Below are 15,794 nucleotides of genomic sequence, written 5' to 3'. Positions count from 1 at the left end.
TGTTCCTACACTTAATTTCCTGCGCTTATTCCTGTACACAGATGGTCACGAACGGATCACTCGGTGGCTGACCGAGAAAGGTACTCCACCCCAGGCGCGCGCTCTGCTCCTCCCCAAGGCGCAATCCCCTGGCCTGTTCCTGGCCGAAGCCAAGTCGCAGATCCCAGGCCAACTGGTCGCGCAGGATGAAGGAGACAAAGGTCACCAGGGCATGGAAGTGCTCCCCGTTCGGGAGAAACCCGAGAAACTGGCTAAAACTCAAATCATTGATCTTCAATAAAAACTTGCCCGCACAATCGTTCACCTTGTCGCCGATGACGAAATCCCCACCTAGGGTGGCGCAGGCCCGGCCCAGCCGGTTTTGCTGATCCTGATGGATGGGCACCTTGCGCCACTGCCAGGCACTCACCTCCACATCCGCCAGATCGAAACAGTGGGCCACCAAACCGGCTACCACTTCGGGGGAGCGGCTGGGGCTGGCCAGGAGCCCTGCATAGGAGAGCATCTTGGCGCGGTTGACCGGCAGGCTGCGGCAGACGGCCTCATTACCGAGCCCCACCAGGGCGAACATCAGGCTGGAAAAACCATCCTCCCCGTTGTCCTGAAAGCGCACGTGGTAGCGATACTTGCGCCAGAGCCGGTGCAGCAGGGTCAGCAGGCGGTGGTGGAAAAAATCCAGGAACAGGCCGAGCTTCTGCTCCCCCTGGGCGTATTCCCACGCCAGGGAATCCAGGTAGTAGCCGGGCATGGGAGACTGGCTGCCGTGCAGACCGAGAAACGCCACTTCCAGCTCGTGGCGTCCCTGTGCGTCCTGGCCAATCTGCAACACGTCGCTGGTGGGAAAGCCCAGGGAGGCAGTCGCCTTGAAACGGATGTTCTCGTTCCCCGGCAGATAGTCGAGCCCTCGCTCCTGATCGGCACCATCCAGCCGGTTGAGCAACTCCACCAGCTGGAAGAAATTGAAGCGCGGTACGTCCTTGCCGGACGTCACATCAGGGAGTGTTGACCGATCTGGACTGGCCACTGGTAACGCTCCTTGTTGTCGAGATTGACCACCTCAAGCAGGTGGAAGGCATTGACACTGGCATACAGCGAGAAAAAGTGGGCCAGCACGGTACTGAAGAGATAAAGCTCCCCTTCGCTGCCAAAGGCGGACTGGCGGATGGAGAGCTGTGACTTGAGCCCGCGCACCGGCATGCCGCGCACCAGACGGTCAACCGGATTGGTCTTGATCTCCTCAATCCCCGCCAGGCGCTTGCGCGACGCCTGCTCCGCCTGTTTGTCGTGCAGCGCGGGAAAGTCATAGGTGCGCAGCACCTGCACCAGCGCATCGCGCCGCAGCAGGGAGACATAGTTCAGCGACAGGTTGGAGATGAGGGTCCAGTGCAAACTGCCGTCGAGGGCCGGACGCAGTGGCCGGGTCGGCCTGATGAGATTGCGGAAGGTTGCAAACGAGGGTGAACTGCCGGTCGGCACACAGATGCTGCCCACCTTGAGCCGCGCGGCACGAGAGCGGTTGGTACAGGTCAGGGTGACCGAGATCGACTCGTCAAGCTCGTGGGTAACCGTCTCGTCCCCGCGCACGAACGACAGATAGTGATCGAAGCCATCCCCGCTCACCGACTCCTTGACCCGCACCCGGTAGTAGAGCGCCAGTCGCTGCTTGGCCCGCTCAATCTGGTGCTGGAAGCTCTCGAACGGTTGATAGATGCGTGGCGTACCGCGGGAGCGACCCAGGTTGCCCTCGACCCACCCCTCGACATCGTCGACCGAGAAGATCTCGAAGCTGTCCGCGTGGCGATAGCTCGCCTTGAGCGGATACTCCGCCTGACGACCATTGAGGTTGACCGGTTCGCTGTCGTGCTGAAACAGGTTGATGGCCGACACACAGTTGAGCATGAAGGAGTCGGGACGGATCTTGAGCTCCGCTGGCAGGGGCCGATCGAAGCAGAAGTGAAGTTTGAATTCACTCACCGGCAACGGCTGTTTCGGCCAGTCGCCACCGGCGAGTTCGAAGAACAGAAAGCTTTCCGGGAAGCAGAAATACTCCTGCAGGATCCGGTAGCCGGAGTAGACGTTGTTCGGATAGGGCAACAGCGCATCGTCGCGCTCAAAGCCAACCGGTTTAAGCGCACTGGCCTCCTGGCGAAAGCGCTGCTTTCCGTCGATCTCGAGCTCAATGTGGGAAAGCTGGTTGGAGAGCCAGAAGTAGAGCTCATAGGCGGTGTAGCTGTCACCACCGAGGTACAGGCGCAACTTGTCCAGTTGCAGCTCGCTCAGCGGCAAGGGGGCATGCAGGGAGATGTCCAGCGAGATGGTGGAGAGATCGTTGCCGCTTTGGGCGGCGATATGACGAATATCCGCCGGATAGACCCAGGTATCGTGACAGGTACGGAAATGACAGGTCACCTCGTCCAGAGGCAGACTGTCGAGCTGGCATCCCTGCTTGACCAGCGCAGGCTGGGCAATGGCGCCCGGAATGACCGAAAACTGCATGATGGTCATGCTGGGCACGGGACGCAAATAGTTGGGCCAGAGCATATTGAGCAGACCATGGGTCAGCTCGGGAAACTCATCCTCTATCTTGGCGCGCAGATTGCCGGTGAGAAACGCGAAGCCTTCCAGCAGGCGCTCCACATCCGGATCGGAATTTTGCTCCGACAGAAAGCGGGTGAGCTCGGGATGGCTATCTGCAAATTCGCGCCCTTGCAGGCGCAAAAATGCCAACTCATCCCTGAAGTAATGTTCCAGCGACATTGATCAGACCATGCGGTAGTGACGGTGATTGTCCATATGGACGTTGAACGAGGTAACCTGCTCGATATGCTCCAGCCTCACGTGGGCCGTCACCTGAAACGACATCTCAAGCGGAGTCGCCTGATAGTCGGGTGAACGGACATCCACATGAATGATCCGCGGTTCATAACGGCGGATGCACTGCCGGATCGCCTCGCGGATCCGCCCCTTGATATCCGCACTGCCCTGGGTCGCGTCATTGAGATCGATGACACCCAGATCGGGAGCACTGCGGCAATTGCCGGGACGGGTATTGAGGATCTGTTCGAGCTGCCGTTTGACAGACTCGACCAGCTCATCCGCTTCCGAACGGGGGGAAGAGACCAGCCCCTCCCCCCGGATACGATCAAACAGACTGGCCGCATTTCCTCTATCCCAGGAAGAGAGATGCGGCATCGGGCATTATTCCTTGTCCAGTCGACCTACCAGAGACAGCTCGAAGCTGGCTCCCATGTACTTGAAGTGCGGGCGCACGGCCATGGCGACCTGATACCAGCCCGGTTCCCCTTCCACGTCCAGCACCTTGATCTGGGCGGCACGCAGCGGGCGACGGCTGCGTACGTCTGCCGGCGGGTTCTCCTGATCGGCAACGTACTGCTTGATCCAGCCATTGAGCTCGCGCTCCAGATCCTGACGCTCCTTCCAGGAGCCGATCTGCTCGCGCTGCAGCACTTTGATGTAGTGCGCCAGACGGTTGATGATGAACATGTAAGGCAGCTGGGTACCCAGCTTGTAGTTGGTCTCGGCCTCTTTGCCTTCCTTGGTGTTCGGGAAGACCTTGGGCTTTTGCACCGAGTTGGCGGAGAAGAAGGCGGCATTGTCGCTGTCTTTGCGCATGGTCAGGGTGATGAAACCCTCTTCCGACAGCTCATACTCGCGGCGGTCGGTGATCAGCACTTCGGTCGGGATCTTGGCTTGCAGCTGACCCATGGCCTCATAGACATGCACCGGCAGATCATGGATGGCACCACCACTCTGGGGACCGATGATGTTCGGGCACCAGCGATACTTGGCGAAACTGTCGGTCAGGGAAGTGCCCATCAGGTAGGCGGTGTTGCCCCACAAATAGTGATCGTGATCCGAGCTGATATCTTCCCGGTAGTTGAAGCCCTTGATGGGGTTCTCGGTCGGATCATACGGCAGACGCGCCAGGAAGCGCGGAGCGGTCAGCCCCAGATAACGGGCATCTTCGGATTCACGCAGTGAACGCCACTTGGTGTAGGCCGGGCCTTCGAAGACCGACTTGAGATCCTTGATGGAGGGCAGATCGGTGAAGCTGTCGACACCGAAGAAGGCAGGCGCAACGGAGGAGATGAAAGGCGCATGGGCCATGGCACCGACGGCGCTGACATACTGCATCAGCTTGATATCGGGCGAGCTGTGGGTAAAGGCATAATCGCCGATCACGGCCCCGATGGGCTGACCACCAAACTGGCCATAGCCAGTGGAGTAAACATGCTTGTAGAGACCGGATTGAGTGATTTCGGGTGAAAATTCGAAATCTTCCAGCAGCTCTTCCTTGGTCGCATGAAGCACCTGGATCTTGATGTTTTCACGAAAATCGGTGCGATCCACCAGCAATTTCAGCGAACGCCAGGAGGACTCCATCTCCTGCAGCTCCTTGGCATGCAGGATAACGTCCATCTGCTTGCTCAGCTTCTTGTCGAGCTCGACAATCATGCTGTCGACCAGCGCCTTGTTGACCGGCTCAGCCGTGCTACCACTGTCCAGAATGTTGGCGATCAGGGCGGCGACGCCTTGTTTGGCAACACTGTATCCCTCGTCAACCGGGGTGATACGAGCCTGCGCCATGATTTCGTCCAGCAGGGAGGACGAGGAGGCGGCACTCGCCCCCGCTTGAACCTGTTCTTCGACCAAAGACATGTTTATTCCTTTCTCGTCAATCAATACAACCCGCCGATCACTCGGCTGGCTTAATCAAATCCAGCTCCTTGAGCAGTTGCTCACGAGCCTCATCACTGGACAGCAGATCCTGCAAACGATTGCGGAAGGCAGGAATATTTCCCAGCGGCCCTTTCAGGGCAACCAGTGCCTCGCGCAGTTCCAGCAGCTTGCGCAGCTCGGGAACCTGCTTGGCCACGCTGTCAGGGGTGAAGTCTTCCAGAGACTGGATCTTGATCGACACCGGCAGTTCGTCCTGGCTGTTCTCCTCCAGGCGGTTGGGAACGGCAAACTTCAGCTCCAGTGCGGACTCTTTCATGACGGAAGAGAAGTTATTCTTGTCGATTGAGACGGTTTGGCGCTCCTCGATGGGAGTGTCTTCGGTACGCCCTTTCATATTACCGACCACCATCATGGTCAACGGAAGTTCTATTTCCGCTTGCTGACCACCGGTTGCCGGCACATATTTGATATTAATACGCTCTTTGGGCGCGACAGTGGCGCCATCAATTCCTTTTCCCATGCTCTAAATACCAAGTTAAGGGTCACATCAAGGCCCTAAAGCTTATAGCCAACATCCTCCCCATCAACTGTAAGATATGACAGTTGACGGCCACGCCGATATAACCGACGAAAGATTCATTGGCCGACGGTGCATTTTCGACACACTAAAGCAAATGCTCTAAATATCGAACATGCAATATCTTTCTTGTTATCTATAACAACAACCCGATTACGCCTCTATTCTGTGTTAGAGGTCATTAGGCACAAGAGCCATTTGCGCCGCATGGTATATGCATGCATTATTTGCAGTCAATTGATTATTTATTGACGATGCAGTGACCAGCAAAAGCCGTTCACATAAAATACTTACAAAACAAATGCTTATAACACCACACAGCAAATTAAAAATAAATAATCACGATCAATTAAAATCTACTAATTGCACACAAATATTGAGTGATTTTGCCGATTTAAACGTCAATAAAGGTAACTGTCATATAACTATCATCATCATTGCGACAAGAGTGGACGCAGTAACGCTGAGCGCCAACAACAAATTGATAACACAATAAGGTTGTGGAGCTTACCATTCATGATGATAAATGATTACTTCACTGCACTTATATTCCACCCTGGATAACGCATTATTCAACGCCATATCGCTTTATTGACAAGATGATAAAATCATCTGCCATCATAACAATCTCAGTATCCCATGGGGTTGTTATCAGACATCCAACGACCTTCACAGACTTGACATATCCATGTCATTTTCAGCCCGTCTATATCCCTTCTTTATTTCTGTGGCCGCTCATAAAAGTCGCGGGGAGTAATCCAGAAGATCCTCCAAGAACTACGCCTCATACGAGGACCTTCCAGATCACGGTAGAGTGGCTTGCTTATCGTGTCAGGAAGGAAGATCTGTATCTGGAAGCAGCTCAACCCAAAAGGGATCGCAATGGAGCCATTCATGGTAGTGAGTGAGAAGATTTTTGAGGAAGCGCGATTGGCTGTATCTCTCACCCCAAGGCAGGCACCACTACTCAGTTTTTGAACGAATCAAGTAGGACAAGGGGCTGTTCGAAACTTGCCGAGTTAAAGATGGATTATCCTGCTGCCAAGTATATTGGAGTATATAGGTCAAGTCTTCGCCTGAATAATATATTGTTCCGCTCTTGCTCCAAGTAGTATATGAAACACTAAAGGTGCAGTGAAAATATCGAGTACATGCCTACCAAAATGGATTTTCATGGAGATTAACCACTTTCTCACTGCCAGTGAGAAAGTGGTTAATCCATGGTTTATAAATACTAATTTATTTACTACAACTTTGATTGGTGTTGTTATTTAAATCATTAGTCCGGCCTGCCTTAGCGATAAGACAAGACTAATGATTTGGTCATAAAAATCACATTCAATGAAAAGTTATCAACGGAATACTATACCACCTATATAGCCATCTTTCAGTTCTACTAGTACACGTCCTAGCATCCTCATTGATAACGTCACAATATCACTATCAACCAGTTCTATAACCCCAGTCAAAACCGTACTGAGAGAAATGTTAATGGGCTGTTTGACATCATTAACGTCTGCTTTATAAATCACTGCATACTTAAGAAAAAAACACTACTGATAGAGCACTTTGAGATATCTAACTTTGTGATGGGGATTTATCATCAGATACTGGGGCCTGTCTTCCCACGGGAGCCCAGTAGTAAGGATAAAAATGTCGTTCAAGACGGCATGGTCATTAAGGCGTTGACGGCACCTCAAGGCGAATAGTGTCGGGCTGGAAGAGATGTCTAGAGCCTCTTGCTGATGATTTATCGTGCCATGCCGTCTATATAAGATAAGGGATTTTTAAAATCAACTCAGTTTTTTAGCGGTTATTAATTGCATGCTACATATCATTCAAAATTATACCAAGCCCTGATTTTGGATATTTGTCTTTTATTACCTCGACATAGTGTTCATCACCAAAATAAAAATCCATCTTTGACAAATAGTCTTTAGCCGCTAAGTAGCACCTCTTTTCTGGCCAGAAAAAATCGACTATACAATCATTAACTTTAAAGCTATCCTTATCTAGTTCAGAATAAATATACACAGCACTAGCAAAGAAGTTGACAAGATCGCCTTTTTCTTTTTTCAATGATAACAAGAATTTATAAAAACCTAACTCAACATCATCTAATGTTAATTCACCACTGGCAACATGCAAGAACAAATATTTAATGGATAAATAATGGTTGTGCCCACCCCAGTCTCGGTCCACCACAAAAAAATCACCATTACCCCTGAAAAAATCCTCTGGATGGGTCATAAAACCTTGGATGTTCATATAATACCTACTTATATTCTTGTAGTGTCATCAAACAACGACAACAATTTACTGATATCGCCATCATGCTTTATCTGATCCGCTCCCTCTAATGCAGCTTCACTTAATCCGCCCTTAGTTTTTCCACCTGGCACCCACTCCTTTGGTAGAGCCCCTGGCTCATTACCTGTTGGAATTTTGTAACTAAACCTAGGATCATTGGGTTTTATCCTAATATAATACAGTTCACTGTTGGCAACTACTTTTAACCCATCCTCATCGAGCCCGAGGGCCAATTTTTCATTTAGAAATCGAGCTTTCTCCATGGGGTCTTCAATCCTTGAAGCCTTTGATGCAATTGAAGAAACCTCTGAGTTCAAACCAACAAACTTACCATTCGGTAAACTCTTATAGGGACTGTTGGGGTTAAGCCAATCAGCTATCTGTATGAATCCTCCACCTTGCTCATCAAATAACTTCTCGTGAGCAGTAACATACTCATCAGGCAAATATGACCTTGGATTTTCTGGTCGATTGCCTCTTTCTAAGTTGATGATTTCATCATATTTCTCCTGAGTCATCGGAATGTCAGCAGGTTTTACGGCATTGGCCGTATTATTCGGTCTATATGGCGCCGGCTTGGCATCCGGGCATACTCCATCGACACTGGATAGACCCAACGGGTCTATCCAACGAAGCGGGTTTTGACCAAATCGATAGCCATTCAAACCACCCAACAAACCGACCGGGTCGGGAGTGATAAATCTACCCGTTCCGGGTTGGTAGTAGCGGTGGCGGTTATAGTGGAGGCCCGTCTCGGCATCATAGTACTGCCCTTGAAAACGCAGGGGCGTCTCAACTTCGGCCAGTTCCTGTTTCCATACATTGCCATAAGCGCGATAGCGCACCTGCCAGGCGGTTGCACCATTTTCTCGCGTCAACGCCAGCGGGGTACCAAGGTGATCCAGTTGATAGTGGAATACCTCTGCGCCTTGCCCTTCCCCTTCCAGCTGCACCAGCGGCTTGAAGCTACCGGGCTCGTAGACAAAACTGCGGTAACCACCATCGCTGCAACTTTCGGCAATCAGATTATTGGCCTGCCACAAAAACTCGCTAACCTGGTCGCCCTGTTGCTCATTTTGCCCAACGAGCGTTTTGCGAATACGGCGGCCAAAGGCATCGTAGTCGTAACGGGCGATGCTCCCACCTGGCAACTCGACTCTGATCAGCTGATGCTGACAGTCGTAGTGATAACGGGTAACAAGTGACTGGCCCTTGCCTCGCCGCTCTACCGCCAATCGGCCAAATTCGTCGTATTCGAAGTGGCGATCCCCGCTAAAGAGCAAGCGGTTGCCCTGGGTACTGGCGGCATCAAACCGATTGCCCTGAGTCTGGCTCAACAGGTTTCCTGCCGGATCATGCAGGAATCGCTCGGTCAGCTCACCGCGTACCTCCAGCAAACGGTCCAGCGGATCGTAGCGATAATGCAATTCCCCCTGGGCACTGTCGTTGATGTGCAACAGATTGCCTGTGCCGTCATAGCCATAGCGCCGTTCGCGGGCAATCTGTTGTCCGCGTTGCAATCGCAGAGCTGTCAGACGTCCCTGCTCGTCATATTCGTATTGTTGAGTCAATGCCCCCTGGCTGCGACGCATCTCCAACCCGCCGACTATCTGATGGCGGGTGAGTTCGGCACCATTGAGATCGACACCGCTCAGGGCGCCATGCTGGTAGTGGTAAGCAAGCTGGTTGCCATCGGGCAACTGCCAGCTGGCCAACCGTCCCATCTGATCGTGTTTGAAATAGCTGGAGGCCCATCCCTGATGCTCAGCCAGCAGATTGCCGCCGGCATCGTATTCAAAGGCCAGCGGCCAGGCGCCATCATCGACCCGGATCAACTGGCCATATTGGTCATAGCTGAACTGGATTTCACGGCCGTCTGGCAGGCATTTCTTGAGCAGGCGCCCCATGGCATCACGCTCATAGCGGGTCACCAGTTCGGTGCCCTGCTTGCCAAACTCCACCTTCTCGCCAAGGTGGCCGTTAAGATCGTAACGATAGGCGGTGGTACGGCCATCGAAACCGGTTTCCCGCTCCACCAGACCGTTGGGGTAGTAGTGGATACGGTGCTGCTCACCGTGTTCGTTCTCTATTTCGCTCAAAAAGAGCTTGGCGTTGTCGTAGCGATACTTGAGCTCACTGCCATCCGGGTTGATGCGACGGCTCACCAGATGCAGGCCGGGATGGTATTCGTAGCGCGTCTCGCGGCCCTGCTCATCCCACTGGGCCGTCACCTTGCCGTAGGCGTTGTACTCATAACGGCGCACACCGCCCCCCGGCAGATGCACGGCTTGCAGACGATCGGCGGCATCCCACTCATAACGGGTAATGGCCCCACGGGGATCGCGACGCAGGATCTGACGACCCCGCTCGTCATAACGCCAGCGGGTTACACCGCCATCGGCCCCCTTCTCTTCAATCAGCTGCCCCTGTCGGTTCCAGAGCAGTTCGATACGGCTGCCATCAGGTTGTTCCACCAAACAGAGCTTGCCTTGTGGGGTGTAACCGTAACGGGTCTCGCGCCCCAAGGGATCCCGTCTTGCGATCACATCCCCTTGTACATTGCGCTCAAAACGCCACTCACGCTCCCCTTGTACCACCTTGCGTACTCGCCCATCCCAATATTGATAGGCGGTCTGGTTGCCATCAGGAGCGACCTCGAGAACCAACAGTCCTTCATCGTCATAGTGATACCGGGTCTCTCCACCCAGCGCATCCCGTGCCAGTACCTTCTGGCCCTTGTCGTTATAGACAAACTCGGTGATGGCACCGTCAGGATCCTGCTGACGAACGAGGCGGGCATTGTTGTCATGCTGATACACCTCCTGGCTGCCGTCGGCGTTGATGACCGTCACTTCGCCCTTGTCGTCATCCCAGCCATAGGTGACATCGAAACCGGCCACATCACTCCAGTGACGGATGGCACGCGCCTGAGAGCCTTCCCGCTCCCACTCCCAGAAGAAACCGGCCCCGCCCGCCAGACGGCGCTCCAGGATCACTCCATCATCACGGTAACGGTAACGTTCGCACTCGCCCCCCCCATTTTCAGCGGCAACCAGATGACCGGCATCATCATAGTAATAACGCTGCAGCGTTGCCTGAGGCAGCCAGTTGATCCCGTCAAACCGTTGCAACTCGACAGCGGTCAGGAAAGCCTGTTGATAAACGATGCGAAGAGCCAGCCCACCTTCATTTTCAATCCAGCAAGGGCGCCCCTGGTTATCGGAGCGAACAGTCAATCGATTCCCGTAGGCATCGGAAAGCGCAGTCAAACGACCTGTATTGCCATGCCAGGTAAAGTGCAAGAAGGGGGAGCCCGCCTTGGCCACAATCACCTCGTCGGCGTTATCTCCCAGATAAACCGCCGCTTCCGACAACAGGTTGGTGACCATGGGCCTGCTTGCCGATGGCAGAGGCAGTTCAGTGGCAAGAGATTCGTCATCCCGCCAGATCAGGATATCGCCGTGACGTTCAAGCCGGTGTGTCAAGGAGTGACTCCAGCCTGGTCCCATACCTGTTGTCTGTGCTATCGCAGAGGTGCGATAGAGGCGGCCAAAGGTGAAGGGCAACAGACCGGGAAGTTGGGCATCCTGCAGCGCCAGCAGCTCTTCGCCCGTCACCATGGAGACCGGACACTTGTTCTTGCACGTCTTTGCTTCCGGCTGATGGGGATGGCCCGCAGGAGTCTCGGCCTGCCTGGAGGCATCCGGTGTCTGGCTACGCTGTTTGATTTCGGCGTGCGGCTGGAACTTGCGCGTGGCCGCCGTCCCCTGCTCAACCAGAGTGTTGGCATTGCCATCTACCAACCTGAGATCGGCTTTCTTGGCCGGGCTCATGGGCGCCGAACCGGTTACCAGCACCTTCTTCGCTTTCTGGGCATGCTGCGCCAGGTTGTGCTTCTTCGACATATTGACCAGGGAGGTGACGAGGCGCATCACCCGGTCGCTGTTTTTCGCCATGGAGGCGGCTTTGGCACCATAGCGGGCTGCCAGGCCGGCCCCACCGGTCAGCACCACACCAATGATGACGTCGATCAGCACCGACGAGATCACCTGCGCCCCAAATTCTGTCTGCTCGTCCGGTGGCAACAACTTGACCCAGCACACCAGGGCATAGGCATAGAGATAGAGCAGCGCCTCATCCTGCAGCACCAGCATGGCCGCCTCCATCTGAGAGACCCCCGCCTGGGCCATGGCCGCAGCATCGACCCCCAGTTCGGCCAGCTTCTTGGCATTACCCACCGGATCGGCCAGCAGGTTGTAGATGGTTTTGAGATCGTCCCACACACCAACCAGCGCCTTGCCAATCCCGCTGGCAGCGGCCAGGGCATGACTCCCGACCCCGCTACCATTGGCGGTATAGCGTCCCCAGGCGGCCTTGTGCTCGCTGTTCCACTCTTTGGTCAGCCAGGCTTCGAGATCTTTTTGTACCGGTGCGTAAGAAGTGAACAACGCATCGAGATCACCCTTCTTCACATTGGGATAAAAGGTCACTCGATAGGACTTGCCCGGAGTGAGCTTGCCCACTTCGGCAATCCCCTTGGCATCCAGCGTTCCCTCCTTGACGACCGCTTCACTGGCAAATTGCCCGCGCATCACCTTGCCCGCCTCCACCTTGTAGGGGGTATTGCCGATGGGGATAAAGCGTACCGATTCAAACATGTGCACCAAACGCAAGGTGCCGCTCTGCGGACATTGGGTCACCACGGACTGCGCCTTGTTGCTGCCCGATGATGCCGTTATCTTCTTGTCACCGACCTTGATGGTCTGTTCCATGTCCATGCCGAGCATGTCGCCCAGAAAGAAACTCTCTGCATCCTGGCGGTACTCTTTGAGGGCATTGCGATAATCGGCAATCACCTGGGTGAAAATGGCCTGGCCGGGATTACTCATGCTTGAACCTCTTTGATCAGCGCAGCTTCCAGCGCTGGGAATAGATCACTGTCAGGGGATGGATGACGGGCAATGAAACGGGCCACCTTGAACCGTAAGTTGGCCTCGGGAAAGGACCAGTAAAGCTGACCATTCTGGTCGGCCAGCTGTTGCATCAGGTTATTGATCAGGATCCCCTGATCTTGTTTGGCCAGGGTGCTGGCCACTTGTTCCGGGAGCTCCCACCAGGGGAAGGGACGCGGTTTGCAAGGCTCCGATCCTTCCCAACGAAAGGCGTGGCCATCGCACCAGAGCGATGCAAGCTCAGGTAACAGAGTGGTAAAGCGGTCACCAAGCAGCTCGACGATCGAAGCCAGATAAGCACCATCCCAATAGCGAAAAAAAACCGCCTCTCCCTGATGCCAAACCTGGGTCAGCCCTTGCAAATGGCCATAGAGGGTATTCACCGGCTGCGCCGTCGAGATCAGGAATCCCCAATCACGCGCCCCGGCATTGGCCGCCCACTCGATGAATGGGCTCTCTTCATCCAGTTCAACCAGATAAGGCATGACAGGATGCCAATCCCCATAGACAGTCCCGAGATAAAGACCTCGCGGGGTGTGGCGGCCATCCAGTCGATAGTAATGCTGCAAGGGGGCCGCTTCGCTGGCGCCGGCCAGCACGGCATAGAGAGGTGCGCTACGGGATGAACTGACCCACTCGGTTAATGGCTGTGCCTCAGATTTCACACTCACCCTCCTTGCACTTCTCACACTCCTCGCAGAAAGGTGCCGCACTCTTCATGGTGGCAAGCTGAGCCTGTGTGAGAGGGACTTTGGGAATGGGGGGGACGGCAACACCATGGGGACCGATGGGAGATTGCCCCGCCCAGCCAGATCCAGAGCCGGGACTGCCGCCCGAGTTCATCTTGATGGTCGGGCCGACCAGGGTAACGCCGCCGCCATCGACCTTGATAAAGCAGCCACCGACCTTGACGGTGAGTTCGCTGCCCGCCTCCAGCACCACCTTGGCACCGGCCTTGACGTGCACCTCCTGCCCAGCCTGGGTTAGCCAGCTCTGCCCCAGTTTCTGGTGCTGGCTGGCATCTACCGTGAGCGAATGGTCACCCTTGATATGGTCCCGCTTCTCACCTTCCACCGTCAGGTGGTCATTGGCCTTGATGCGGGTCACCCGCTCGTTGTCGATGTCTCTGTGCTCATCGTGCTTGATGTGCCAGGCAGCATCATTCTCAATCAGCACGTTAAGGTCTTTCTGGCCGTGCAGATAAATCTCTTCCTGCCCCGCCTGGTCTTCAAAACGCAGCTCGTTGAAGCCTTCCCCCTGGTGGGTCTCGGTGCGCAGCACGGTGCGGGTCTTGTTGGCCGGCAATTCATAGGGCGGCCGGTTGGTGGCGTTGTAGGTACGCCCGGTGACGATGGGCTGGTCCGGGTCCCCTTCCAGGAAACTCACAATCACCTCGTGACCGATGCGCGGGATGGCCATCATGCCGTATTGGCCGCCCGCCCAACCCTGGCTCACCCGCACCCAGCAGGAACTCTGGTCGTTACTCGAACCGTAGCGGTCCCAGGGGAATTGCAGCTTGACCCGGCCGTGTTCGTCGCAGTAAATCTCCTCCCCCTCCGGCCCCACCACCATGGCAATTTGCGGGCCATCCACCGTGGGTTTGTGGGGCGCTTGCGGGCTGCCAATACGGGCCCGCCAGGTGCTGCTCGCCTTCACCACGCCAAATTCGTTGTGATAGACGGTCGGGCCGCTGCCCCCCTCCTCTTCCAGTGCCTGAGGCTGCTGGCCGGTGTGACGGATATGCACGATTTGCCAGTCGCTGTTGAGGTTGGCGTTCGGGTGCTCGGTCAGGGAGAAATACTGCCCCGGCAGCAGGGCCGCACTGTTGGATTTGCCTTGGCCTGTCACGGCGTCATTGCGCAGGGCATCGAGCCGGTGCTGGGCAAACGCCTTGCCGCTGCCGTCCTGCTTGTAGCGGCCCGGGTAGTCGAAGTGCTGATAGCTCTGGCGCTGATGCTCAAGCTCGGCCCCCAGCTTCTTGTGGGAGAGCCCATAGGCCGGGGTCTTGAAGCTGTAGTCTTTGAGCTCCACATCCGAGGTGCGCACCGCCTCGCGGTAGTGGAACTGACGCACATAGGCGCCTTGCTCGAGCGAGCGGTTGCCGAGGTTGAAGAACAGCTCGGGGCCTTGAGTCAATGCCGCCGCGTCGTCGGCAAACACGAGACGGTGTTTGCCTTGCTCAAACTCAAAGAAGTAGAACATCCCCTCTTCGGCCGCGAGGCGATTGAGGAAGTCGAGGTCGGTCTCCCGGTACTGGACGCAGTATTCGCGCTGGGCATGCTCATTTTTCAGCGCAAAGGCGTAATCGGTAATGCCGTGCTCCTGCAACAGGATGCTGAGAATTTCATCGGGCTTTTGCGCCTGGAAGATACGCGAGTTGTGGCGAAGCCCCAGTCGCCACAGGGCCGGTTGCACCAGCAGCTGGTAGCGGGTTCGGCGAAAACCGCTGTCACCCTGTGCGAAGTCACTGACCACCCCGTACACCCGCCGCTGCAGCTCGCCGTTATACCACACCAGGAGCTCGCACGGCTGGTCCAGCACGGCGGCAAAATCGATGTCCGGCTGGGGACTCGCCAACTCAAGGCGCAGCTGGAACGGGCCGTTCAACGCCTCTTCCAGGGCAAACTCGGCCACCACGAAGGTCCCCTCGGGCAGCGCCCCCACCTTGACGGTAAATTGTAATCCTGTGCTGTCTGCCATCGGTGAGCGCCCTCAAGAAAGTGTGTTGCCCCGGGTGACGGGGTCGTTGAAGCCGTGCGAGAGAGTCGCAATCGTCCCGATGGCATTGACACCATGGCTACCGCACGCCCTTGACGACGTGCGGCAAGATGCGACCCCATTTTTCTTATGCCTGCACACAAAGCGCAGACAGGCATAAGAAAAATCGTGGGCAAGGGAAATCGGATGCAATGGAGGGTAATCGGCGAGGCAGCATTGCACCTCTGATTTCGGTGGTTCCAGGAGCAAAAGGGCACCGCAAGCAGTGCCCTTGAACATCAGCTTACGCCTCGATCGGAGCACGCCAGTCGTCAGCACCGGAAGTACCGGCAACGGTGTGTTCCCAGTCAATCTTGCGGTATGCCATAGAGACCTGGATCAGCTGGGTGAAGTCAGACTTCGCCGGATCCTGGCAGTGCGGCATCTGGCAGTCGATATCCACGATGGTGGCATCGGTCAGCACAGTAGAGAAGAAGTGCTCCTGCTTGCCCTCGACGGAGGTGCGATACCACTTCAGGGTCACTTTCGGCAGCATC

General features: G+C 55.3%; 9 protein-coding genes and 1 pseudogene. All 10 read right to left on the bottom strand.

Annotated elements, in window-relative coordinates:
• Window positions 1-25: 25 nt before the first annotated feature.
• Window positions 26-1,024, bottom strand: coding sequence for a type VI secretion system baseplate subunit TssG (tssG, locus tag ACB028_RS06340; protein WP_371143786.1), 999 nt, complete (start codon window positions 1,022-1,024; stop codon window positions 26-28).
• The gene (gene tssF, locus ACB028_RS06335) at window positions 988-2,757 is read right to left on the bottom strand and encodes a type VI secretion system baseplate subunit TssF (protein ID WP_371143785.1); all 1,770 of its coding nucleotides are present in this window, start codon (window positions 2,755-2,757) and stop codon (window positions 988-990) included. Before tssF ends, tssG begins: the two co-directional genes overlap by 37 nt.
• Before the next feature lie 3 nt (window positions 2,758-2,760).
• On the bottom strand, window positions 2,761-3,192 hold the full coding sequence (gene tssE / locus ACB028_RS06330) for a type VI secretion system baseplate subunit TssE (RefSeq protein ID WP_371143784.1): 432 nt from the start codon (window positions 3,190-3,192) through the stop codon (window positions 2,761-2,763).
• Between the two features lie 6 nt (window positions 3,193-3,198).
• The gene (gene tssC, locus ACB028_RS06325) at window positions 3,199-4,680 is read right to left on the bottom strand and encodes a type VI secretion system contractile sheath large subunit (protein WP_026457012.1); all 1,482 of its coding nucleotides are present in this window, start codon (window positions 4,678-4,680) and stop codon (window positions 3,199-3,201) included.
• Between the two features lie 37 nt (window positions 4,681-4,717).
• The gene (gene tssB, locus ACB028_RS06320) at window positions 4,718-5,221 is read right to left on the bottom strand and encodes a type VI secretion system contractile sheath small subunit (RefSeq protein ID WP_371143783.1); all 504 of its coding nucleotides are present in this window, start codon (window positions 5,219-5,221) and stop codon (window positions 4,718-4,720) included.
• A gap of 1,884 nt (window positions 5,222-7,105) precedes the next feature.
• Window positions 7,106-7,546 carry a hypothetical protein gene (locus ACB028_RS06315; RefSeq protein ID WP_371143782.1) on the bottom strand — a complete coding sequence of 147 codons (441 nt, stop codon included), beginning with the start codon at window positions 7,544-7,546 and terminating at the stop codon, window positions 7,106-7,108.
• A gap of 11 nt (window positions 7,547-7,557) precedes the next feature.
• Window positions 7,558-12,477 (bottom strand): RHS repeat-associated core domain-containing protein, encoded by a 4,920-nt coding sequence (locus ACB028_RS06310; RefSeq protein ID WP_371143781.1) that lies wholly within the window; start codon window positions 12,475-12,477, stop codon window positions 7,558-7,560.
• Window positions 12,474-13,205 carry a DUF4123 domain-containing protein gene (locus tag ACB028_RS06305; RefSeq protein ID WP_371143780.1) on the bottom strand — a complete coding sequence of 244 codons (732 nt, stop codon included), beginning with the start codon at window positions 13,203-13,205 and terminating at the stop codon, window positions 12,474-12,476. Before ACB028_RS06305 ends, ACB028_RS06310 begins: the two co-directional genes overlap by 4 nt.
• Complete coding sequence (locus ACB028_RS06300; protein ID WP_371143779.1) at window positions 13,195-15,240, bottom strand: type VI secretion system tip protein VgrG; 2,046 nt, start codon at window positions 15,238-15,240, stop codon at window positions 13,195-13,197. The genes ACB028_RS06305 and ACB028_RS06300 overlap by 11 nt, the downstream gene beginning before the upstream one ends.
• Window positions 15,241-15,541: 301 nt before the next feature.
• Window positions 15,542-15,794: pseudogene (gene hcp1 / locus ACB028_RS06295) on the bottom strand (type VI secretion system effector Hcp1); the annotation flags it as partial.

This window comes from Aeromonas sp. S9(2024), assembly GCF_041403185.1.
GTDB lineage: Bacteria > Pseudomonadota > Gammaproteobacteria > Enterobacterales > Aeromonadaceae > Aeromonas > Aeromonas enteropelogenes.
This window is presented reverse-complemented; position numbering and strand designations above follow the sequence as displayed.

Bases quoted from the DNA above. Each gene is read 5' to 3' on its own strand.
- tssB (WP_371143783.1), bottom strand. From the start codon at position 5,221: ATGGGAAAAGGAATTGATGGCGCCACTGTCGCGCCCAAAGAGCGTATT.
- tssF (WP_371143785.1), bottom strand. From the start codon at position 2,757: ATGTCGCTGGAACATTACTTCAGGGATGAGTTGGCATTTTTGCGCCTG.
- tssC (WP_026457012.1), bottom strand. From the start codon at position 4,680: ATGTCTTTGGTCGAAGAACAGGTTCAAGCGGGGGCGAGTGCCGCCTCC.
- ACB028_RS06310 (WP_371143781.1), bottom strand. From the start codon at position 12,477: ATGAGTAATCCCGGCCAGGCCATTTTCACCCAGGTGATTGCCGATTAT.
- tssE (WP_371143784.1), bottom strand. From the start codon at position 3,192: ATGCCGCATCTCTCTTCCTGGGATAGAGGAAATGCGGCCAGTCTGTTT.
- ACB028_RS06300 (WP_371143779.1), bottom strand. From the start codon at position 15,240: ATGGCAGACAGCACAGGATTACAATTTACCGTCAAGGTGGGGGCGCTG.
- ACB028_RS06315 (WP_371143782.1), bottom strand. From the start codon at position 7,546: ATGAACATCCAAGGTTTTATGACCCATCCAGAGGATTTTTTCAGGGGT.